This is a genomic window from Burkholderia diffusa, assembly GCF_902499115.1.
Lineage (GTDB): Bacteria > Pseudomonadota > Gammaproteobacteria > Burkholderiales > Burkholderiaceae > Burkholderia > Burkholderia diffusa.
Window position 1 is genome coordinate 135,472 of record NZ_CABVPN010000008.1, and the last position, 18,400, is coordinate 153,871.

The window sequence follows — 18,400 nt, forward strand, 5'->3', positions numbered from 1 at the left end:
GAATCTCGCTGACGGACACGGAACGGGTCATGCAACGCCCGCCGGGCCCGGCCGGAACGCGTTGTCATGACGGACGCAGTGTGCGGATCCGACATGGCATCGTCATGAAAAAAACGTACAACGCCCGCATCGATCTGTGCGCGCAAGGAATAGTTCGCCGTGAAGCACCTGTTTCCCAACGTCGCGGAGCTGCACGCGTTCGCGAGTTCCGTGAAGTACCTGAACTTCTCGTATGCGGCGCGCGAGCTCGGCCTGACGCCGAGCGCGGTCAGCCGGCAGATCGCGAATCTCGAGACGCTGTTCGGCGTGAAGCTATTCGTGCGCGAGGGGCGCAATCTCGCGCTCACGCGCGCCGGGCAGCTTTATCACGCGCGCGTGATCGGCCCGCTGCGCGAGATCGGCAACGCATCGATCGAATTGCTGAGCGCGCGCGAGGACAGCGACCTGCTGACGATCGCAAGCGTGCCGACCTTCACGACGAAGTGGCTGGTGCCGCGCCTCGCGCGCTTTCTGGCCGGCGCGCCGGAGGTCACGCTGAGTTTTCGCCGCCATCTCGCGCACGGCGACATGTTTCCGTTCGGACTCGACGCAGCAATACGCTATGGCGACGGCGCATGGGAAGGCGTCCGATGCGATTACCTGGACGGTCGCACCTTCGTGCCGGTCTGTTCCCGCGAATTCGCGGCGCGACATGCGCTGCGCACGCCCGGCGACACGGCCGCCGCGCCGCGGCTCGTGCACGAGCAGGCGGACATCGCGTGGTCCCTCTGGGCGGAGCGCCACCGCGTCGCCGGGATGAACGCGCTCGCGGGGCCGCGCTTCGAACAGTATTCGGTGCTGATCCAGGCCGCGCAAGCCGGGCTCGGGCTCGCGCTCGTGCCGCGCTTCCTGATCGCTGACACGCTCGCGAGCGGTGCGCTCGTCGAACCGTTCGACGCGCCCGTCGACGTCGACGCGCAAGGGCACTACCTGTGCTACGCGCCGGAGCGCCTGGAGACGAGCGCCGCGTTGCGGCGCTTCAGGGAATGGATGCTCGACGAATGCGCGGACCGATGAGCGCGCCCGCCAAGGCCGGGCGCGCCTGGACGGCACGGCGGCGCCCGTAGCACGTCGCCGAACCGCCCCTCACGTTGCGTCAGTGGTCGATGCCGAGCCCCGGCAGCACGTGCGTGTTCTCGGCCACGACCGCGTGCAGCAGCTTCGGATCGGCGCCGAGCAGCCCGAGGATCGTCGGCGCGACCTGCTTCGTGCCGACGAGATCGCTCACGATGCGCGCGCGGTGAAGCCCCGGATACGACACGAGCAGGCCAAGGTGGCTGTCGTCCGGCGCATTGCCGCCGTGCTCCTCGTCCTTCTTCGTGCTCGACGTGTAGATCACGCCCGGATTCGGCTGCACGACGATGTCCGGCGTGCGGCCGTTGGCCGGATCGCCGAATCGTTCGGCCAGCGCCGCGCCGTACAGGATGTACGCCTGCGAGCCGTCCGCGCAGATCCCGGGCGCGTTGCAGCCGAGGTTCGCCTTCAGCGTCTGCACCACGGCCGTGCGCTGGCCGCGGTCGCGCAGCCAGATCAGGCCGACGTCGTCGGTCTGCACGAAGCCCGTGCCGACCAGGCCCGAGCCGTCGTTCAGGTTGCCCGTCGTCGTGTTGTTCTGGCCGAAGTTGCCGTTCGGGTCGAGATAGTTGTTCGCTTCGAGCAGCTTCGTCAGCGTGTCGCCATTCTTCACGAGCTTGGTGTGATCAGTCGGCGACTGGCCGTGCTTCGCCGTGACGATCACCGCCGTCGACGTGTACAGGTTGCGCTGCTTCAACTCGTTGACGATGCGGCCGATCGAGTTGTCGACGTACGTGATCGCGTTCGCGACCTGGCCGTTCGGCGTGAAGTTCGCGTCGAGATAGCCGCCGCCCTTCGCGACCGGCGCCTTCTGCGCGACGCTGAGCGTCTGGAAGTTGGCGCCGAACAGCGTCGGCACCGGCGCGTTCTTCGTGCCGGTCGAGTCGCGGCCGTCGATCTGGTTGACCAGCGCCTGCACGTGCAGGTTGTCGAAGCGCGCGGTGTGTGAATAGACGTCCGTGTAGTCGGTGTTCGTCGCCGGGTCGATCGAGTTGATCTCGGTACGCATCAGATCGTCGACGCCGGTGCCCGACGGGCCGTTCAGCCAGTCGTAGCCCCACGCGTGCTTGTCGGCCCACGCGGTGTACGCGTTCGGCACGCCGGCCTTGACGGCCTCGAACACCGTGTTGGTCTTCACATAGTTGTGCGGATAGACGGGCACGCACTGGCCATTGACCTTCGCATGCGGGATCGCCTGCGGGTTGAACGCGCCGCCGCCGTCGAGGTGCACGAGCGCGCCGCCATTGAAGGCATCGATGCCGGTCGTCTCGTCGAACACGACGTTCCAGCCCTGCTTGCCCGAGCAGGTCGTGTCGCTCGGCGCATACAGGTTGCGGTCGTACGACACGTCGTAGAACAGGCCGGCCGTCTTCGGCGAGCCGCCCGTCACGAGCGCCGCGAGGCCCGGGAACGAATCCGACAGGCCCGGTGTATAGGCGTTCGCGTACGTGACGCCGTTTTGCGCGAGCACCGCGATGTTCGGACACGTGTTCGCGCCGATGCAGCGCGCGAGGTCCTGTTCGTGCAGGCCGTCGACGCTGATCAGCAGCACGTGCTTCACGACGCGCCGGCCGCGGCCGGCGTCATTACCCTGACCGTCGCCGTCCTGCTGCGCCGCGTAGACACCCGCGCTTGCGAGCGCCAGCGCGCCCGCCAGCATCGCCGCCACCTTCCGCTGCTTACCAAGAAAAGACATCATCACCCCACCTCATCGATTGACGTTGAACTGCGTGACCTGCCAACAGGCGAGCAGAATATGGCCGGATCGTGCGGCGCTCCGATGAAGCGGGGCTTTCTGTTTTCTGTCAAACGTAACCAATCGCAAATGACACGACGCCGTCGCAAAGCAAGGCGAGCGGGCGCACGCCGCGACGTGCGCACCGGGCCGGTGCATCGTGCGCGCCATCGCCCGCCGCGGCATTTTTTTCGCACTTGGCGCATGACTATTGGCGTGTGATAAAGGGTTTTCCCTGACCCGGAGCACGAGTATGTCGACCCTGGAAGCTCTCCGGTTCGTGCTGGACGATGCACGTACCCCCGAAATCATTCGCCACCACGTCGTCGACGCGCTGCAATACGCGCTGCGCAACTACGGACAAGTGTTTACCGCGAAGGAGGTCGAGTGGCTGACGCAGTGGGACGATGCCCGCCTGCCGCTGGCCGCGAGGAAGGAACTGGACAAGCGCGAACCGGCGATCGCCGAGCGCTGAAAGGAAGGCGCGCCGCCGCGCCCGATTGCCGGTCGGGCGCGGCGGCGGCGGATGATGGCGTGACGCGGCTTACTGCAGGCCGAAGTCGACGCGGGTCGTCGCGCCCTTGTCCTCGATGCCCTTCGCATCGAGCTTCGGCGCCACGACGAACATGCGGCTCGAATCGATCTTGCCGTCGAGGTACTGGCGCACGGCCTGCGCGCGCTGCTGCGCGAGCGCGCGCAGCGCGTTGTCGTCGGCCGGCGCGTGATCGGCGAGCGCCTTCTTCATGTCCGCATCGGGCAGCGTCTTCTGCAGGCCGATCAGGTTGCGCGGCTTCTTGAAGTCGGCGGCCTTGTATGCACGCGTCAGGTACTTGGTGTACTCGGCCGGTTCGACCTTCACCGACATCGGATCGATGCTCTCGCCCTGGCCGACCACGTCCTTCAGCTTCTGCTGACGCACCAGCCGCTCGACGTACGCGTCGCGCAGCCCCGGCGTGTCCTTCGCCGGATCGACGCGGCCGATCAGGTCCAGCCGGATCGACGGCTTCTCGGTCAGCATCTTCACGACGGTGTCGAGCTTCTTCTGCTGCGCGTCGGTCAGCGCGTACGAGCCCGGCGCGAACTCGACGTACCCGAGATCCTCGCCGCCGCTGCCGCCAAACGCGTTCGCGAGCAGCGTGAACGGCGACGTCACGGCCTTCGCGATCAGGTTCAGCACCGCGCGCCAGATCAGCCCGCCGACGCTGAACTCCGGATTCGACAGCGAGCCCGACACCGGCAGGTTCACGTCGATCTCGCCGCGCGTGTTCTTCAGGAGCGAGATCGCGAGCTTCACGGGCAGCTTCGTCGCCGTGTCGTTCTCGACGTGATCGCCGAACGTGAGCTGGTCGATGAAGATGTGGTTGTTCGCCTTCAACTGGTCGTTCGCGAGCTCGTAATGCAGGTCGACGTTGAGCTTGCCCTTCGTGATCGGGTAGCCGGCGTACTTCGCCGAGTACGGCGTCAGGTTGGTCAGCTCGATGTCATGCGCGGTCGCCGTGAGGTCCAGCGCCGGCTTGTCGATCAGCGGGTTCACCGAGCCCTTGATCGAGATCGGCCCGTTGCCCGCGAGATTCGCGGCGACGTCGACCGGCGCGGACGTCGTCGAGTCCGTGCCGAACGCGCCGACCGTCCCCTTGATCGCGACCAGGTTCGCCGTGTAGTTCGGCTTGATGAAGTTGTCGGTGTAGGTCACGCGGCCGTTCTGCAGCACGAGCTGGCCGAAATGCATGCGCACCGGATTCTGCGGCGGCGGCGGGGCCTTCACGGCGACCGTCGCCGATGCGGCGGCCGGCGCGGACGCCTGCTGCACGGCCGCGGCCGGCGGCGTCATGCCCGGTGACAGCGGCACAGGTTCGTTCTTGCTCGCGTCGCGCGTGAGCGACTGCGCGGGGCCCGTCTCCTTCGCGACGACGTCCTTCAGGTTCAGCCGCCCCTGCGCATCGAGCAGCACGCGGCCGTAGAAGTTCGAGAAGGTCACGCGCGCGGCGTCGACGTCGGTGCCCCTCTCGTCGTAGTTCACCTTCAGGTTCGACAGCGCGAGCGAGCGCCAGCCCGCGAACGGGTCGGACGTCGCCTTGTCGAGCATCCGCACGTCGACCAGCGCGACATCGCCGCGATAGGTCGCGCGCGGCACGTCCTTCACCTGCGCGAACGTCAGGTTGCCCTGCGCGTTGAGCAGCGCGCTCGCGATGGTCGCGTTCAGCGCGCTGCCGAAGTACGGCTCGAACGCAGCCGCGTCGAGGCGGTTGCCGTTGATCTTCAGGCCGAGCTTCAGCGGCTGCGCGGTCACATCGCCCGACACGTTCACCGAGCCCTTGCGGTTCAGCGTCGCCTTCAGCTGAACCGGCAGCGGCTTCGTCATGTCATCGCTGATCTTCTGCACCGACAGGTCGAGCGGCTTGATCGCGAGCTTCACCGGGCGCGGCGTCGACAGGTCCGTGAAGTTCGCGGACGACTCCTTCACGTTGAGCGCGTCGATCCGGTAATGCCACGACGGCGCGGCCGCCTCGGCCTTGCGCGCGACCGTGCGCTTGGGCACCGCCTTCTGCGCGGGTTCGGCCAGCGCAGCCAGGTCGATCTTGCCGTCCTTCAGGCGCTTCACGTCGAGCGCGAGCCCGGTCGCATCGACGCTCGCGATTTCCGCCGTGCGCGCGGCGACGTCGACCTTCGCGATCTTCGCGCTCGCGTCGGGCAGCACGATCGCGGGCGCCTTCGCGTCCGGCGTCGCGAGCTTGAGCGACTTCAGGCTCACCGTGCTGTCGGCGACCTGCGCGTCGAGCGGCGTCTTGCCCCAGTCGGCCTTCGCGTTGACGCTCGCGCCGAGCGTGCCGTCGAGCACGCGCGCACGGGTCGCCTCGCCGAGATACGGCTGCAGCGCCGGCAACGCGAGCGCGTCGACCGTCAGCTTCGTGTCGGCCTGCTTCGCCGCCAGGCTGAACGCGCCTTCGGCCTTCACGTCGCCGCCGCGCGACAGCGACGTCGACAGCGTGTATTTCGCGGGCGTCTTGCCCTGCAGCGTGAAGCCGTCGAGCGTCGCGGCGAGCTTCGTCAGCGACATCGCGGTCGGCGTCGCGGGCACGCGGTCGTCGACGTTGATCGTGCCGCCGTCGATCGCGAAATGACGGATCGTCAGGTCGAGCGGCGGCGCTTCCTTCGCGGCGGCTTCGACCTTCGCGCCGCTCGCGGCGTTGGCGGCGGCGACGGCGGCAGTCGATGCGGCGGCGCCCGATGCGGCCGGCTTGCCCGCGTCGGCCTTCGGCGCGGCGGCCGGCGGGCCGGCCAGCTTCTCGACGTTCAGCAGGCCCTGCTTGTCGCGCGCCAGGTCGACGACCGGCTGGTCGAGCCGGATCTCGTCGAAATGCAGCACGTTGCGCAGCGGCTCGAGGCCGGCGGCCGCGACGTGCACGCCGCGCGCGGCGAACAGCGGCGCCGACGCGCGGTCGGTCACCTTCGCGTCGTTGAGATCCACGGTGCCCGACACGCGCAGCGACGGCGTGTCGCCGCTCATCACGAAATTCAGCGTGAGGTCGCTGCTCAGCAGGCCGCTCGTGACGATCACCGGCAGCTTCGCCGGCGCGTACGAAATCAGCTTCGGCACGTCGAGCCGGTCGAACTTCAGCGCGACTTCCGACTCACGCGACAGCGCGAACGGCTTCGTCTTGCCGTCGATCGCGATCGGGCTGCCGTCGAATCGCGCGCGCAGCTTCGGCTGCACGAAGATGTCGGTCTTCGATGGCAGCGTCGCGATGAACGGAATGCCGAGCGTCCAGTTGTCGACCACGTGCTTTTCGTTCAGCAGGCGGTCGTCGAAGTCGATCCGCCCGTCGTTGACCTGAATGTTCGATACCGAGAAATGGGTCGGCTTGCTTTCGGGTTTGGACGGCGTCGAGAACTTCTCGATCAGATCGGTGAAGTTGAAGCGCTGCGCGTCGTATCGGACGACATGGAAGCGCGGCGAGTCGACGCGCACTTCGTTGACGATCGGCGCGCCGCGGAACAGCGACGACCACGACGGCCGCACGACGAGCTTGCCGATGTCGATGAAGTCGCCCTGGCCGCCGCGCTCGCCGACGTGCACGCCGTCGGCTTCGAGGTTCAGCGTGTAAGGGTTCAGCGCGATGCGCCGGATGGTGGACGGCCGGCCGAGCTGCTGGCTCAGTTGCTGTTCAGCAATGTGACGAATCAGCGGCGGCGCCGCGAAGAATCCGAGCAGTCCGAATAAAACGAGGAAGATCAGCACGCCGAGGCCGATGCGCCGGGTCCGGCGCGAGCGTGCCACGCCGCCGAGGGCATGAAGGGTCGAGGATACGGTTTCTTTGTCTGCGCTTGACATGCTTGGATGCCTCGGGAATGGATGCCGGGCCGCGCCGGAAAACCGGCACGGCCGCGCACGCTATCCCGAAAGTATAGGCTCAGGTGGTGACGGAACGACGTTCGGGCGAGGCCGCCGCGCCCGCGCATCGGACAGTGGCGGCGCCCATCGGTTCATTTTCGGACGACGACGGGCGGCATCCACGAGCCGTCGCTCGCCTGCGGCTTCGGTGCGTAGAGTCGCAGCGCGAGCGCGAAATCGGCGCGCGGCGCCGGCAGCCAGTTGGCCGCATGCGTGCCGCCAGGCGACGCCGACACGACCACGTCGATCGAGCCGTCGTGGTTGCGGCGCAAGCGGTCGCGGTCGCCGAGCGAGCGGCGCGCCGAGCCGACGTCGGGCAGCGCGCCGTTCGTCGCGTACGGCGTGAGCGTCCAGAACCCGCGCACCGGCGGCAGCGCGCCCGGCGCGAAATGCAGCACGTAGCGGTTTGCGCCGTTCAGCGAGTGGCCGTCGCTGTCGACGCGCACGAGCGCGAGCGTCTCGTCGTCGCGCGTCGCGGTGCCGAACTGCGTGTAGGCCGCGTACGCGCGCAGCGCGTAGTCCTGGCCGTACTTGCCGGCCGTGTCGCCGATCCAGCTCCAGCCGTTCGCGCTCAGCAGGTTCGACGGCGGCGTCGCGAGCCGCGCGCGCGCCTCGGCGACGCCGGCCGTCGCGGCGCTCAGGCGATCGCCCGTCCACAGCACCGGATAGCCGGCCCTCACGCCGATGTCGCCGAGCAATTCGTTCGCGTGCGCGTCGTCGGCCGGTGCCGGGTTGTCTTGCAGCGCCTGCGCGAAGCGCGTGAAGAACGCCTTCGGGTCGAGCGCGGCCACCTGCTCGGCCGGCGTGCCGCCGCTCGCCGCTTCCAGCGGCGCGCTGCCCGCATGGACCGCGACCGACGCGCCACGCGTGCTGCCCGTATAGACGGACAGCGGCACCACGCGGATCGCCCGCTGCAGTTTCTTCACATTCGTGAGGTCGCGCCCGCCGCTCGTCTGCAGCCGCACTTCGAGCCACGCGTTGGCCGACGGCACGTCGATACGCAATGCGCCCTTCGGCAGGGTGCCCTGCCAGTCCTTCGCGGCGAAGGCAATCGTTTGCGATCGCGCGGCGCCGCGAGCGCCACGCGCCGCCACGCTCGACGACGACCACAGCACGTTCGTCCACATGTCGAGCGCGCGGGCATCCCAGTAGCGGCCGCGGGTATCCGGCAGCGTCACGATCACCGGCTCGGCACCGACGTCGAGCCAGCCGGTCGAGTCAAGCGTGTCGACGCCCGGCAGCGGCGGGTTGAGCGCGCCGACGGGCGGCAGCGCCTGCGCGTGACGCAGCGTGTTGAGCGGCGCCTGGCCCGGCTGCGCGCTGTCGCCGCCCGTCGCGGCTTCCTTCGCGACGTCCATCAGCACGAGCGGATACGCGTATATGTAGGAGTCGGCCACTTCGGCGCGCATCCAGCCGGTTTTCCGCTGGATCGCGTCCGGTTGCGACGCGCATCCGGACAGCAGCGCCGCCAGGGCCAGCGACGCGCCTGCAGCGCGACGCAGAGAAATTGATTCTCGTAGGTTTTCAATCATTGATTATTGGCCGAATATCGTTCTTGTCAGTCAACGCCTTGTTCGACTCACGATCGGCGAAAGCAAGGCACCCCAGCGTGCCCGGTCGCCGCTTCGCCGGGCGGGCGCTGATGTCAGGCCGGTATCATAGCGCCTAAGGGCATCCCCCAATATGCCGAATATCGGGTGCAGCGGTAGCCGGGCTGTCGTCAGCCAGGACTTCCATTGATCCGGCCCTCGTCCGGAGCCGCCCGACGCCTGCGCAGGGCAGCATGACGGGCGAGAATGGGTCGCCGTCGGCACGATCCCGTATTGCATCGCCCCCCTTGACCTTCCCATCATGGGAATGTTGATACTGGAGTCAGTCGCGGCACGAACCGCGCTTTTGGGGAATCCAACATGACTGAATCACTCGCCTCCGCCGACATGCAAACGATCGAACTGACCATCGACGGCATGCATTGCGGCGGCTGCACGGGCCGCGTGCAGCGTGCGCTGGCCACCGTGCCGGGCGTCGTCGATGCCGCGGTCGATCTCGACGCGCATGCGGCGACGGTGACCGCGCAGGACACGGTCGAGCCTGCGCAGCTCATCGCCGCGGTCGATGCCGCCGGCTATCGCGCGGCCGTGCGCGAAGCGGCGGTCGAAGCCGTTGCGTCCGCGCACGTCGAGCACGCGACGCACGCGAACGCCCGGCCCGCAACGGCGGCGACGGCACTGCCCGCGCCCGCGGCCAGCATCGAACTCGACATCGACGGCATGACCTGCGCGTCGTGCGTGTCGCGCGTCGAAAAGGCGCTGGCGAAGGTGCCCGGCGTCACGCGCGCGTCCGTCAACCTCGCCACCGAGCGCGCGACCATCGACGCGGCACCGGACGTTTCCGCGTCGCAACTGGCCGAAGCCGTGCGGCAAGCCGGCTACGACGCGACATGGGTCGCCGCGCCGCCGCCGACCGCTTCCCGCGATCTCGAACTCGACATCGGCGGCATGACGTGCGCATCCTGCGCCGGCCGCGTCGAAAAGGCGCTGGCCGCCGTGCCTGGCGTCACGCGCGCGTCGGTCAATCTCGCGACCGAACGCGCGTCGGTGCATGGCACCGGCGCGCTCGACGCCACCACGCTGATCGCAGCGGTCACGACGGCCGGTTATCGGGCGTCGCTCGCCGCTGCGCCGGACCCGAGCGCCTCGACCGACGCCGACGCCCGCGCCGGCGAACCCGCACAAGCCCCCGACGCCCGCAAGCGCCGCGAAGCCATCCGCGAACGCAATCTCGTGATCGGCTCGGCCGTGCTGAGCGTGCCGCTCGTCGTGCCGATGCTCGTCGCGCCGTTCGGCATCGACGCGATGCTGCCCGGCTGGCTGCAGCTCGTGCTCGCGTCGATCGTCCAGTTCGGCTTCGGCGCACGCTTCTACCGCGCCGCCTGGCATGCGGTGAAGGCACGCACCGGCAACATGGACCTGCTCGTCGCGCTCGGCACGTCGGCCGCGTTCGGCCTGAGCCTGTGGATGCTGCTGCGCGACCCCGCGCACCCCGGCCATCTGTATTTCGAGGCATCGGCCGTCATCATCACGCTGGTGCGCTTCGGCAAATGGCTCGAAGCGCGCGCGAAACGCCAGACGACCGAGGCGATCCGCGCGCTGAACGCGCTGCGTCCCGACCGCGCGCGCGTCGTCGAGCACGGCGTCGAACGCGACGTGCCGCTGGCGCAGGTGCGCGTCGGCACGACCGTCAGCATCCGTCCGGGCGAGCGTGTGCCCGTCGACGGCCGGATCGTGTCGGGCCGCTCGCACGTCGACGAATCGCTGATCACCGGCGAAAGCCTGCCGGTGCCGAAGGACGACGGCGATCCGGTCACGGCCGGCTCGATCAACGGCGAAGGCGCGCTCGTCGTGGAAACCACCGCGATCGGCGCGGAGACGACGCTCGCGCGCATCATCCGCCTCGTCGAATCCGCGCAGGCGGAAAAGGCGCCGATCCAGCGGCTCGTCGATCGTGTCAGCGAAGTGTTCGTGCCGACGATCCTCGGCATCGCCGTGCTGACGCTGGTCGGCTGGCTGATCGCCGGCGCCGGCATCGAAACAGCGATCCTCAACGCGGTCGCGGTGCTCGTCATCGCGTGCCCGTGCGCGCTCGGCCTCGCGACGCCCGCCGCGATCATGGCGGGCACCGGCGTGGCGGCCCGCCATGGCGTCCTGATCAAGGACGCCGAGGCGCTCGAACTCGCGCAGCGCACCACGGTGATCGCGTTCGACAAGACCGGCACGCTGACCGAAGGCAAACCGTCCGTGACGGCATTCGAGGCCGTCGACATCCCACGTGAGCAAGCGCTCGCTCTCGCGGCCGCGGTCCAGCGGCAAAGCGACCACCCGCTCGCTCGCGCCGTCGTCGCCGCGCACGATGCGGACGTCGTGGCCCGCGGCGGCGGCGCGGGTTCGGCCGAGGTCGTCGCGGCCGATGCGCGCGCGGTGGCCGGACGCGGCGTCGAGGCGCGCGTTGGCGGTCAGCTTCTCGCACTCGGCAGCAGCCGCTGGCGCGACGAACTCGGCATCGTCGTGCCGCCCGCACTCGACGCGCGTGCCGCGGAACTCGAGCGCGCGGGCAATACGATTTCGTGGCTGATGCGTGCCGACGCGCCGCGCGCGCTGCTCGCGCTGATCGCATTCGGCGACACCGTGAAGCCGGGCGCGCGCGAGGCGGTCGCGGCACTGTCGGCGCGTGGCGTCGCGAGCGTACTCGTCACGGGCGACAACCGCGGCAGCGCGGCCGCCGTCGCGGCGGCACTCGGGATCGGCGAAGTGCATGCGCAGGTGCTGCCCGACGACAAGGCGCGCGTGGTGGCCGAACTGAAGCGCACGCACGGCGGAATCGTCGCGATGGTCGGCGACGGGATCAACGATGCACCCGCGCTCGCCGCGGCCGACGTCGGCATCGCGATGGCGACCGGCACCGACGTCGCGATGCATACGGCCGGCATCACGCTGATGCGCGGCGACCCGGCGCTCGTCGCCGATGCGATCGACATCTCGAAGCGGACGTATCGGAAGATCCAGCAGAACCTGTTCTGGGCGTTCGTCTACAACCTGATCGGCGTGCCGCTCGCGGCGCTCGGCTGGCTGAATCCGGTGATCGCGGGTGCGGCGATGGCGTTCTCCAGCGTCAGCGTCGTGACGAACGCGCTGCTGCTGAGGAGATGGAAAGGCCGCGCACGCTGATGCGGGCCACGACGGGCGACGGGTCATCCGACGGAGGTCCGGCGCTTGTCGTATTGGAAATGGCTTGCCGACCGGCGGGGCGCACATTGCATGCGCTGCGTCGGGACAGATCACCGGAAGAAGGCCGGGAAAACGGCAGCGCGCGTCACCGACGCGTGCGCACTGGCCTCAGCTCTGGACGACCGGCTTGATCAGCGTCGTCGTGATCGGCACGAAGCCGCACGCCCGATACAGCGCACGAGCAGCCGTGTTGTGATTGAACACCGACAGCCCGATTTCGGTGACGCCATGACGGCGCGCCTCGGCCTCCAGTGCATCGAGCGCGCGCATGGCCCAGCCCTGGCGGCGCCGGGTCGGGACGATGTCGAGATCGTAGATGAACAGCGTACGGTTCGGCCCTTCGGGCACGATCGCGTACCAGAGGTCGCCGACCGTGTCGCCGCTGGCGGCGTCGATCAGCTGGACGAGCGTCTGGCCGGAGGTGAGCAGGCCGTCGGGCAGCAGCGTATCGAAGCAGGCGCGGGCGCGGTTCGCCGCGTCGTCGGTCGCGTTCTGCCCGGATGACACGAGATCGCGCGCGTAGCCGTCGATGGCGCGCGTGCGGTATGCGTGGAATTCACCGGCCGTCATCGGCCGCATCTGCAGCATGGCCCGGGGGTCGCGAGGGAAGTCGGACTTCCAGTGTAGCGGGACGATCGCACCGGCGCGCGATGCGGCGGTGGAAAACGGGCAGGCAGTGGCGGCGAGCGCCGCGCTGAATCAGCGAATCAGCGAATCAGCGAATCAGCGAATCAGCGACGGTACAGGACGATCGGCACGAGGCTCGCACGACGCACGCGCTCGGCTTCGGCGTGACGCGCAGCGTACGAATATTCCGCGTCGAGCGGCAGGTGCGGGGAGACGAACAGGTCGTCGATCTTTTGCAGCAGGGCAAGAATGAAGCTCATGTGAGACTCCTGACAGATGGATCTAGGGTTTTCCCGTAGATGGATGCCATTCTAAGGGTTTTCCCTTAACTCCGCCAGCTCACCGCATCAGTTTGCCGCACCCGCGCCACCGCCGATCGACGGTCCGCCCCGACGCGCCTTGTCGTGCCGGGGTTTGCAGATAGGGTCGGACGATTTAATGCGCTCGACGCACACGCTTCGCGGCCGCCGCCTCGCGGTTCGCATTGCGCTGCAGCCGGTCGACCTGCGACAGCATCGCTTCGTGGTGTTCCGCGAGCGTCATCAGCGTTGCCTGCTGCGTCGACAGGTCGGCAGCCAGCCGGTCGATCCGCTGCTGCCGGGCGTCAACTTCCTGTTTCAGGTGCGCGATCTGCCGCGTTTGCAGCATCAGCGCGACGAGCCCCGCGAACACGACGACCGTCAGCGCCAGCAGCAGCCGGTTGACGCGCCGCATCTCGCGATCGGCCGCCTGCTTCATGCCGGCCGTCTCGGCCTGCAGCGCGGCGAGCCGATCCGACAGCGGGCGCAGTTGCGTGTCGGGGTCGATAGCCGACGCGCTCGACGTGGCAGGTTGCGCACGATCCGCCGACGGCTTCGTCACGAACGACGCCGCGGACGCAACGGGCTGCACGAATGGCGAGACCGGCGCTGCGGCTGCCCGCGCGGCGTCACGGGCACTCGCGGCAACTGCGGTAATCGTGGGCTGCGCCGGTTCGGCGGTCGCCGACGGCTCGCTTGATGGCGCAGGATGCTGCGCCGAGGTCACTTCCGACTGCGCGTCGACGGCCACCGCTTCCGGCGCGCCGCGCGCCGCTGCCGCTTCGCGTGCGCCTGCGGCCACACGGCGCTTGCCACCGGAAGCTGCGCGACGCCCCTTCGTGGGCTCGCCGGGCGTCCGCGCTGCTTCGTCGCGTGTGGCCGGCACGGCGGCACCTTCGGGCTCACCGCCCGCTTTCGCCGGTCGGTCGCCGATGACCGCATCGACCGCACCTTCCGCCGCCCCTGCATTCGCCGTCGAACGATCGGCGCGCGTTCCGGCCGTGTCGCCGGCTTCCGCCACACTGCCGGTCTTCACCTGGCTGCCGTCGGTTGCCGGCTCGCCGGCTGCAGTCGCGGCGCTACCATCGGACAGCCGCGCCGCGCCGAGCTTCGTTGCATCGGCATCGGCATCGGCATCGGCATCGGCATCGGCAGCGGACGCGCGCACGACATCGGCATCGGCCACATCGCCGTTTGCACGCGTCGGCGCAGACTCCGTCGTTTTCGCAACGTCAGGCGCCGGCTCGACCGCCCCGCCGTCGGCGCCCGACGTACCGAACCCAGCCAGCGTCGCCTGCCGACCGGCGTCATCGCCGTCCGCGACGGCGGCCACCGTCTCGGCACCCGCCGCCCCGTCATCGTGCGAGGCCACCGGCCCGCGCGCAGCCGGCTCGAGCACCGGATCGCCGAACAGGTCGAGCGTGCGTTCGTCCCGCGGCGCATCGCCGCCCGTCGCGTTGCCGGAGCGCGCGGTTGCCCTGGCGGCGGTGTCTGCCGCGGTCGCGATGGAACGCGGACGCGAACGGGCCGACGAGCGGTCGGAGCGGGAACGGGAGCGAGGCAGGGAAACGGATTCGGTCATGGAGTCGGATTACAGGCCCGCGAACGCGGAACCGGATGTCGAACGGAATCAGTGACCGGCCATTGTCGCATGACCGATCGCCGATCCGGCCGATCGGATGCCGTCTATTCGTCGCCCGACAACCCGTTGCCTTCCTCGAATCGCGTGACGCACGACAGCCCGCGCAGCTTGTCGCAGATCGCGCGGTATTCGAGATCCGACACGCGCCCGAGCGCGATGCGCACCTCGTCGTGCTCGCCCGTGTCGTCGGCGCGCTGCACGATGAATTGCTTCACGCGCGCGCTGTCGGGGCCGAGGGCCGCGTGCAGCGAATCGAACGTCAGCGCGCCGCCCACCACCGTCAGCGCGAGCTGACGCCGTTGCCGCACCGTGAAGTAGCGCCGCTCGAGCGGCTTGATGCCGGCCAGGATGATCAGGATGATGATCGTCGCGGAAATCGACGCGACGTACAGTCCGCCGCCCACCGCGAGGCCGATCGCGGCGACCGACCACAGGCTCGCGGCGGTCGTCAGCCCGCGCACGATCTCGCCGCGCAGCAGGATCGAACCCGCGCCGAGGAAACCGATGCCCGACACCACCTGCGCGGCGATCCGCGACGGATCGAGCACGATGTGGTCGCTGCTGCCCAGCACATCGGCGAAACCGAACGCCGACACGATCATGATGAGCGTCGAGCCGACACAGACCAGCATGTGCGTGCGCAGGCCGGCCGCCCACGAAAGGCGCTCCCGCTCGAAGCCGATGACACTGCCGAGCGCGGCCGCGAGAACCAGCCGCATCACGAGTTCCAGGTTGCCGAGCATCCGATTTCTCTCCTGTTTTGAGGACGGCCGCGCGGAATGGTTTATCCTTGGCCCCGGCCGCGCCGCTCCGCGCCGACTCAATTCGATCCAAGCGCTCAACCCGCCATGTCCGTTCCCGATTCCGCTTCCGCCCAGGCCGCCCGATTGCGCGACCATTTTGCGCACGTCATCCTGCCGATCTGGCAGGGTTCAGGGTTCGACCAGACGCTGCGGCTTCCGTTCGAGGCCGTCGATCCGGCCACCCATGCACCGCTGCCCGTCACCCGTTATCGCGCAATGGCATGCGCGCGACAACTGTTCGTGTTCGCGCAGGCCGGCCACACCGCGCACGCGGCCACGCTGTTCGACTCGCTGTGCAGCCGCTTCCGCGACCCGCGCCACGGCGGCTGGTTCTACAGCGTCGATGCACAAGGCGCGCCGCTCGACACGACCAAGGACCTTTATACGCATGCGTTCGTCGTGTTCGCGTGCGCCGCATGGCATGCGGCGTCGGGCGACACCGCGGCGCGCACGGTCGCCGAGGACACCGCCGCGCTGATCCAGGACCGCTTCGCGCCGCAGCCGGGCGACGCGCTGCTCGACGCCGCGCGTCACGCCGATTTCTCGTCATCGGGCAGCGGCGCGCTGCAGAACCCGTTGATGCACTTGACCGAAGCATGGCTTGCGGCCGCCGATGCATTCGGCGATGCGGCGTTCGACGATGCGCTCCTGCGCACCGCGCAGGCCGTCGAGCGCACGTTCGTCGATACGGCGACCGGCTGCATCGCCGAATTGCCGCTCGGGGCAACCGACAACCGCTTCGAGCCCGGCCATCAGTTCGAATGGTTCTATCTGGTCGATGCGGCCGGCGCGCGTCTCGCGCAAACCGGGCTCCCCGACGCACTCGCGCGCGCGTTCGCATTCGCCGAGCAGCACGGGATCGATCCGCGCACGGGCGCCGTGTGTGCGGCAGTCGACGCGCAAGGCGCATGCATCGACGGCACGCAACGGATCTGGGCGCAGACCGAATACCTGCGCGCGCTCGCCATGCACGGCGGCACGCCGGCCTCCGCGCCGCTCGCGCAGCAGATCGAGCGCTTCGCCGCCCGCTTCCTGCATCCGCGCGGCTGGTTCGAGTGCAAGACGGCCGACGGGCAGGTGTCGCGCGCCGACATGCCGTCGACGACGCCCTACCACCTCGCGACAGCTTACGCGGCGCTGCCCGCCGTTTCGTAACCGGCGTCGGCAAACGACGACGACGCGCGCTCGTCGCGAAGACCGCGAGCCGCGCGCGCGTCGCCCAGTTCGAACACCGACACCGCCTGCATCAGGTGCGCGGTCTGGTCGTTCAGCGACGCGGCCGCCGCCGCGACTTCCTCCACCAGCGCCGCGTTCTGCTGCGTCAACTGGTCCATCTGCGTGACCGCCTGATTGACCTGCTCGATGCCGACGCTCTGCTCGACCGACGCGGCCGTGATCTCCGACATGGTCTGCACGACCCGCGTGATCGACGCCGATACCGTCCGCATCGCGTCGCCCGCCCGTTCGACGAGTTCCGAGCCGCCGTCGATCTGCGTGACCGACTCCTCGATCAGCGCCTTGATCTCCTTCGCCGATTGCGCGCTGCGCTGCGCGAGCGAGCGCACTTCGCCCGCGACCACCGCGAAGCCGCGCCCCTGCTCGCCGGCCCGCGCGGCCTCGACCGCCGCGTTCAGCGCGAGGATGTTGGTCTGGAACGCGATGCCGTCGATCACCGAGATGATCTCCGCGATGCGCCCGGAGCTTTGGGCGATGGCCCGCATCCGGTCGATCACGCTGTCGACCACGCCGCCGCCGTGACGCGTCGCGTCGAGCGCCGCGTCGGCCAGCGCGCTGGCCGCACGCGCGCTGTCGGTGTTCTGGCGAACGGTCGCGGTCAGTTCCTCCATGCTCGCGGCGGTTTGCTCGAGCGACGCGGCCTGGGTGCCCGTGCGCGCGGACAGGTCCGCGTTGCCGCCGGCGATCTCGCCCGCGCCGAGGTGGATCGCATCGGACGCGTGACGCACGGTGCGCACGGTGTCAGCGATGCTCGCCTGCATCGCGGCAAGGCCGCGCAACATCCGGTCGATCTCGAACACGCCGCCTGCCCGCACGGCTTCGTCGAGCCGGCCCTGCGCGATGCGCTCGAAATGGCGGCCGGCTTCGTCCAGCGGCGCGACCACCGCGCGCCGCGCGGCAGCGTAAATCGCCGCGCTCGCCGCGAGCATCGCCGCCAGCAGCACGACGCCGACCCACTTGAACCACTGAATCCCGCTATCGATCGTGGCGAGCGCGTCGCGGCTCGACGCGGCGCCGTAGTCGGCGAAGCGGTGCAGCTCGGCGAGGTACGCGTCCTGGAAACCCTGTGTCGGCTGGTCGAGGAACGCCTGGATGTTGTCGGCGTCGAGGAACTGCACGAGTTCGCCCAGCGCGCCGCGCAGCGCGCGATAGCGCTCGGCGAGCGCCGCTACGCGCGCACGGTTCGTCGCGTCGACGGCCTGCGCGGCCGTCAGCGCGGAGAACGCCTTGTCCGCTTCGGCGAGCGACGCGCTGGCATGGCGGATGATCTCGTCGGGCTTCGGGCCGCCGCGTACCATCCGCGTGCCCGCGCGCGACAGGTTCACGCGTGCGTCGAGCAGGCGCTCGGTCGCCTGGCTGGCCGCGTCGACCTGCCCGATCGCGACGTTCGACAGATCGTCGACGCCGCTGCGCGTCGATGCGAGCGCCCAGAAGCCGAGTGCCTCGATCGCGAACAGAAAGAGGCAAAACACGGTCAACACGCCGAGCAGACCCGACGCGAGCTTGATTTTTCCGAACATGGGGGAGATTCCTGGAAAGGCGACGATGGAGCAATGCCCCGGCATTAGCGGCATTTCTTCGTCGGACTTTAGGAATGCGGGTGAGAAGCGGCCGGCCGAGCCCCGCCATTGCCGCCGAATCGCCAGCAAACGAGAACGATGTGCGCGTTCGACGCAATAATCGCGTCGCATCGCGCCGGCCATTGTGCGAAATGCGGACGAATTTCCTTGCTTATCCGCAGCCCCCTTCCTAGAGTTCAGCGCAAGCG

Annotated in this window: 12 protein-coding genes; 4 read left to right on the forward strand and 8 right to left on the reverse strand. The window is 69.1% G+C overall.

The features are described from left to right. Positions 1 to 159 precede the first annotated feature (159 nt). Positions 160 to 1,056 (forward strand): LysR substrate-binding domain-containing protein, encoded by an 897-nt coding sequence (locus BTE28158_RS10285; protein WP_151051825.1) that lies wholly within the window; start codon positions 160 to 162, stop codon positions 1,054 to 1,056. A 79-nt stretch (positions 1,057 to 1,135) separates the two neighbouring features. Here the strand turns inward: BTE28158_RS10285 and BTE28158_RS10290 are convergent, their stop codons facing one another. Then, a complete protein-coding gene (locus BTE28158_RS10290; RefSeq protein WP_151051823.1) occupies positions 1,136 to 2,812 on the reverse strand; it encodes an alkaline phosphatase family protein in 1,677 nt (558 codons plus the stop codon). Between the two features lie 289 nt (positions 2,813 to 3,101). Here BTE28158_RS10290 and BTE28158_RS10295 point away from each other — a divergent pair, with 289 nt between their 5' ends. After that, positions 3,102 to 3,323: a hypothetical protein gene (locus BTE28158_RS10295; RefSeq protein WP_059448952.1), complete on the forward strand. Its 222-nt coding sequence runs from the start codon at positions 3,102 to 3,104 to the stop codon at positions 3,321 to 3,323. A 69-nt stretch (positions 3,324 to 3,392) separates the two neighbouring features. Here BTE28158_RS10295 and BTE28158_RS10300 read toward each other — a convergent pair whose 3' ends face one another. Continuing rightward, a complete protein-coding gene (locus tag BTE28158_RS10300; protein WP_174919840.1) occupies positions 3,393 to 7,181 on the reverse strand; it encodes a DUF748 domain-containing protein in 3,789 nt (1,262 codons plus the stop codon). Positions 7,182 to 7,333: 152 nt separating this feature from the next. Next, entirely contained in the window at positions 7,334 to 8,773 is a 1,440-nt protein-coding gene (locus BTE28158_RS10305; protein ID WP_151052380.1) for a DUF1254 domain-containing protein, read from the reverse strand. Positions 8,774 to 9,151: 378 nt separating this feature from the next. On the opposite strand from BTE28158_RS10305, the gene BTE28158_RS10310 reads away from it, so the two are divergent. Further along, positions 9,152 to 11,965 (forward strand): heavy metal translocating P-type ATPase, encoded by a 2,814-nt coding sequence (locus BTE28158_RS10310; RefSeq protein ID WP_174919842.1) that lies wholly within the window; start codon positions 9,152 to 9,154, stop codon positions 11,963 to 11,965. A gap of 168 nt (positions 11,966 to 12,133) precedes the next feature. Here BTE28158_RS10310 and BTE28158_RS10315 read toward each other — a convergent pair whose 3' ends face one another. The 4 genes from BTE28158_RS10315 to BTE28158_RS10330 all read right to left on the reverse strand — a co-directional run bounded on the left by BTE28158_RS10315 (position 12,134) and on the right by BTE28158_RS10330 (position 15,336). Then, positions 12,134 to 12,613, reverse strand: a complete 480-nt coding sequence (locus tag BTE28158_RS10315; RefSeq protein WP_059598939.1) for a GNAT family N-acetyltransferase — start codon at positions 12,611 to 12,613, stop codon at positions 12,134 to 12,136. A gap of 143 nt (positions 12,614 to 12,756) precedes the next feature. Beyond that, complete coding sequence (locus BTE28158_RS10320; protein ID WP_170296432.1) at positions 12,757 to 12,912, reverse strand: hypothetical protein; 156 nt, start codon at positions 12,910 to 12,912, stop codon at positions 12,757 to 12,759. A 175-nt stretch (positions 12,913 to 13,087) separates the two neighbouring features. Next, positions 13,088 to 14,533 (reverse strand): flagellar hook-length control protein FliK, encoded by a 1,446-nt coding sequence (locus tag BTE28158_RS10325; protein WP_151049286.1) that lies wholly within the window; start codon positions 14,531 to 14,533, stop codon positions 13,088 to 13,090. 104 nt (positions 14,534 to 14,637) lie between these two features. Beyond that, positions 14,638 to 15,336, reverse strand: coding sequence for an MgtC/SapB family protein (locus tag BTE28158_RS10330; protein WP_124624448.1), 699 nt, complete (start codon positions 15,334 to 15,336; stop codon positions 14,638 to 14,640). A gap of 105 nt (positions 15,337 to 15,441) precedes the next feature. Between BTE28158_RS10330 and BTE28158_RS10335 the strand changes: the two genes are divergently transcribed. Beyond that, positions 15,442 to 16,551, forward strand: a complete 1,110-nt coding sequence (locus BTE28158_RS10335; protein ID WP_151049288.1) for an AGE family epimerase/isomerase — start codon at positions 15,442 to 15,444, stop codon at positions 16,549 to 16,551. On the opposite strand, the gene BTE28158_RS10340 is transcribed toward BTE28158_RS10335, so the two are convergent. Beyond that, the gene (locus BTE28158_RS10340) at positions 16,524 to 18,152 is read right to left on the reverse strand and encodes a methyl-accepting chemotaxis protein (protein ID WP_151049290.1); all 1,629 of its coding nucleotides are present in this window, start codon (positions 18,150 to 18,152) and stop codon (positions 16,524 to 16,526) included. The two genes, BTE28158_RS10335 and BTE28158_RS10340, sit on opposite strands and share 28 nt — an antisense overlap. Positions 18,153 to 18,400 lie beyond the last annotated feature (248 nt).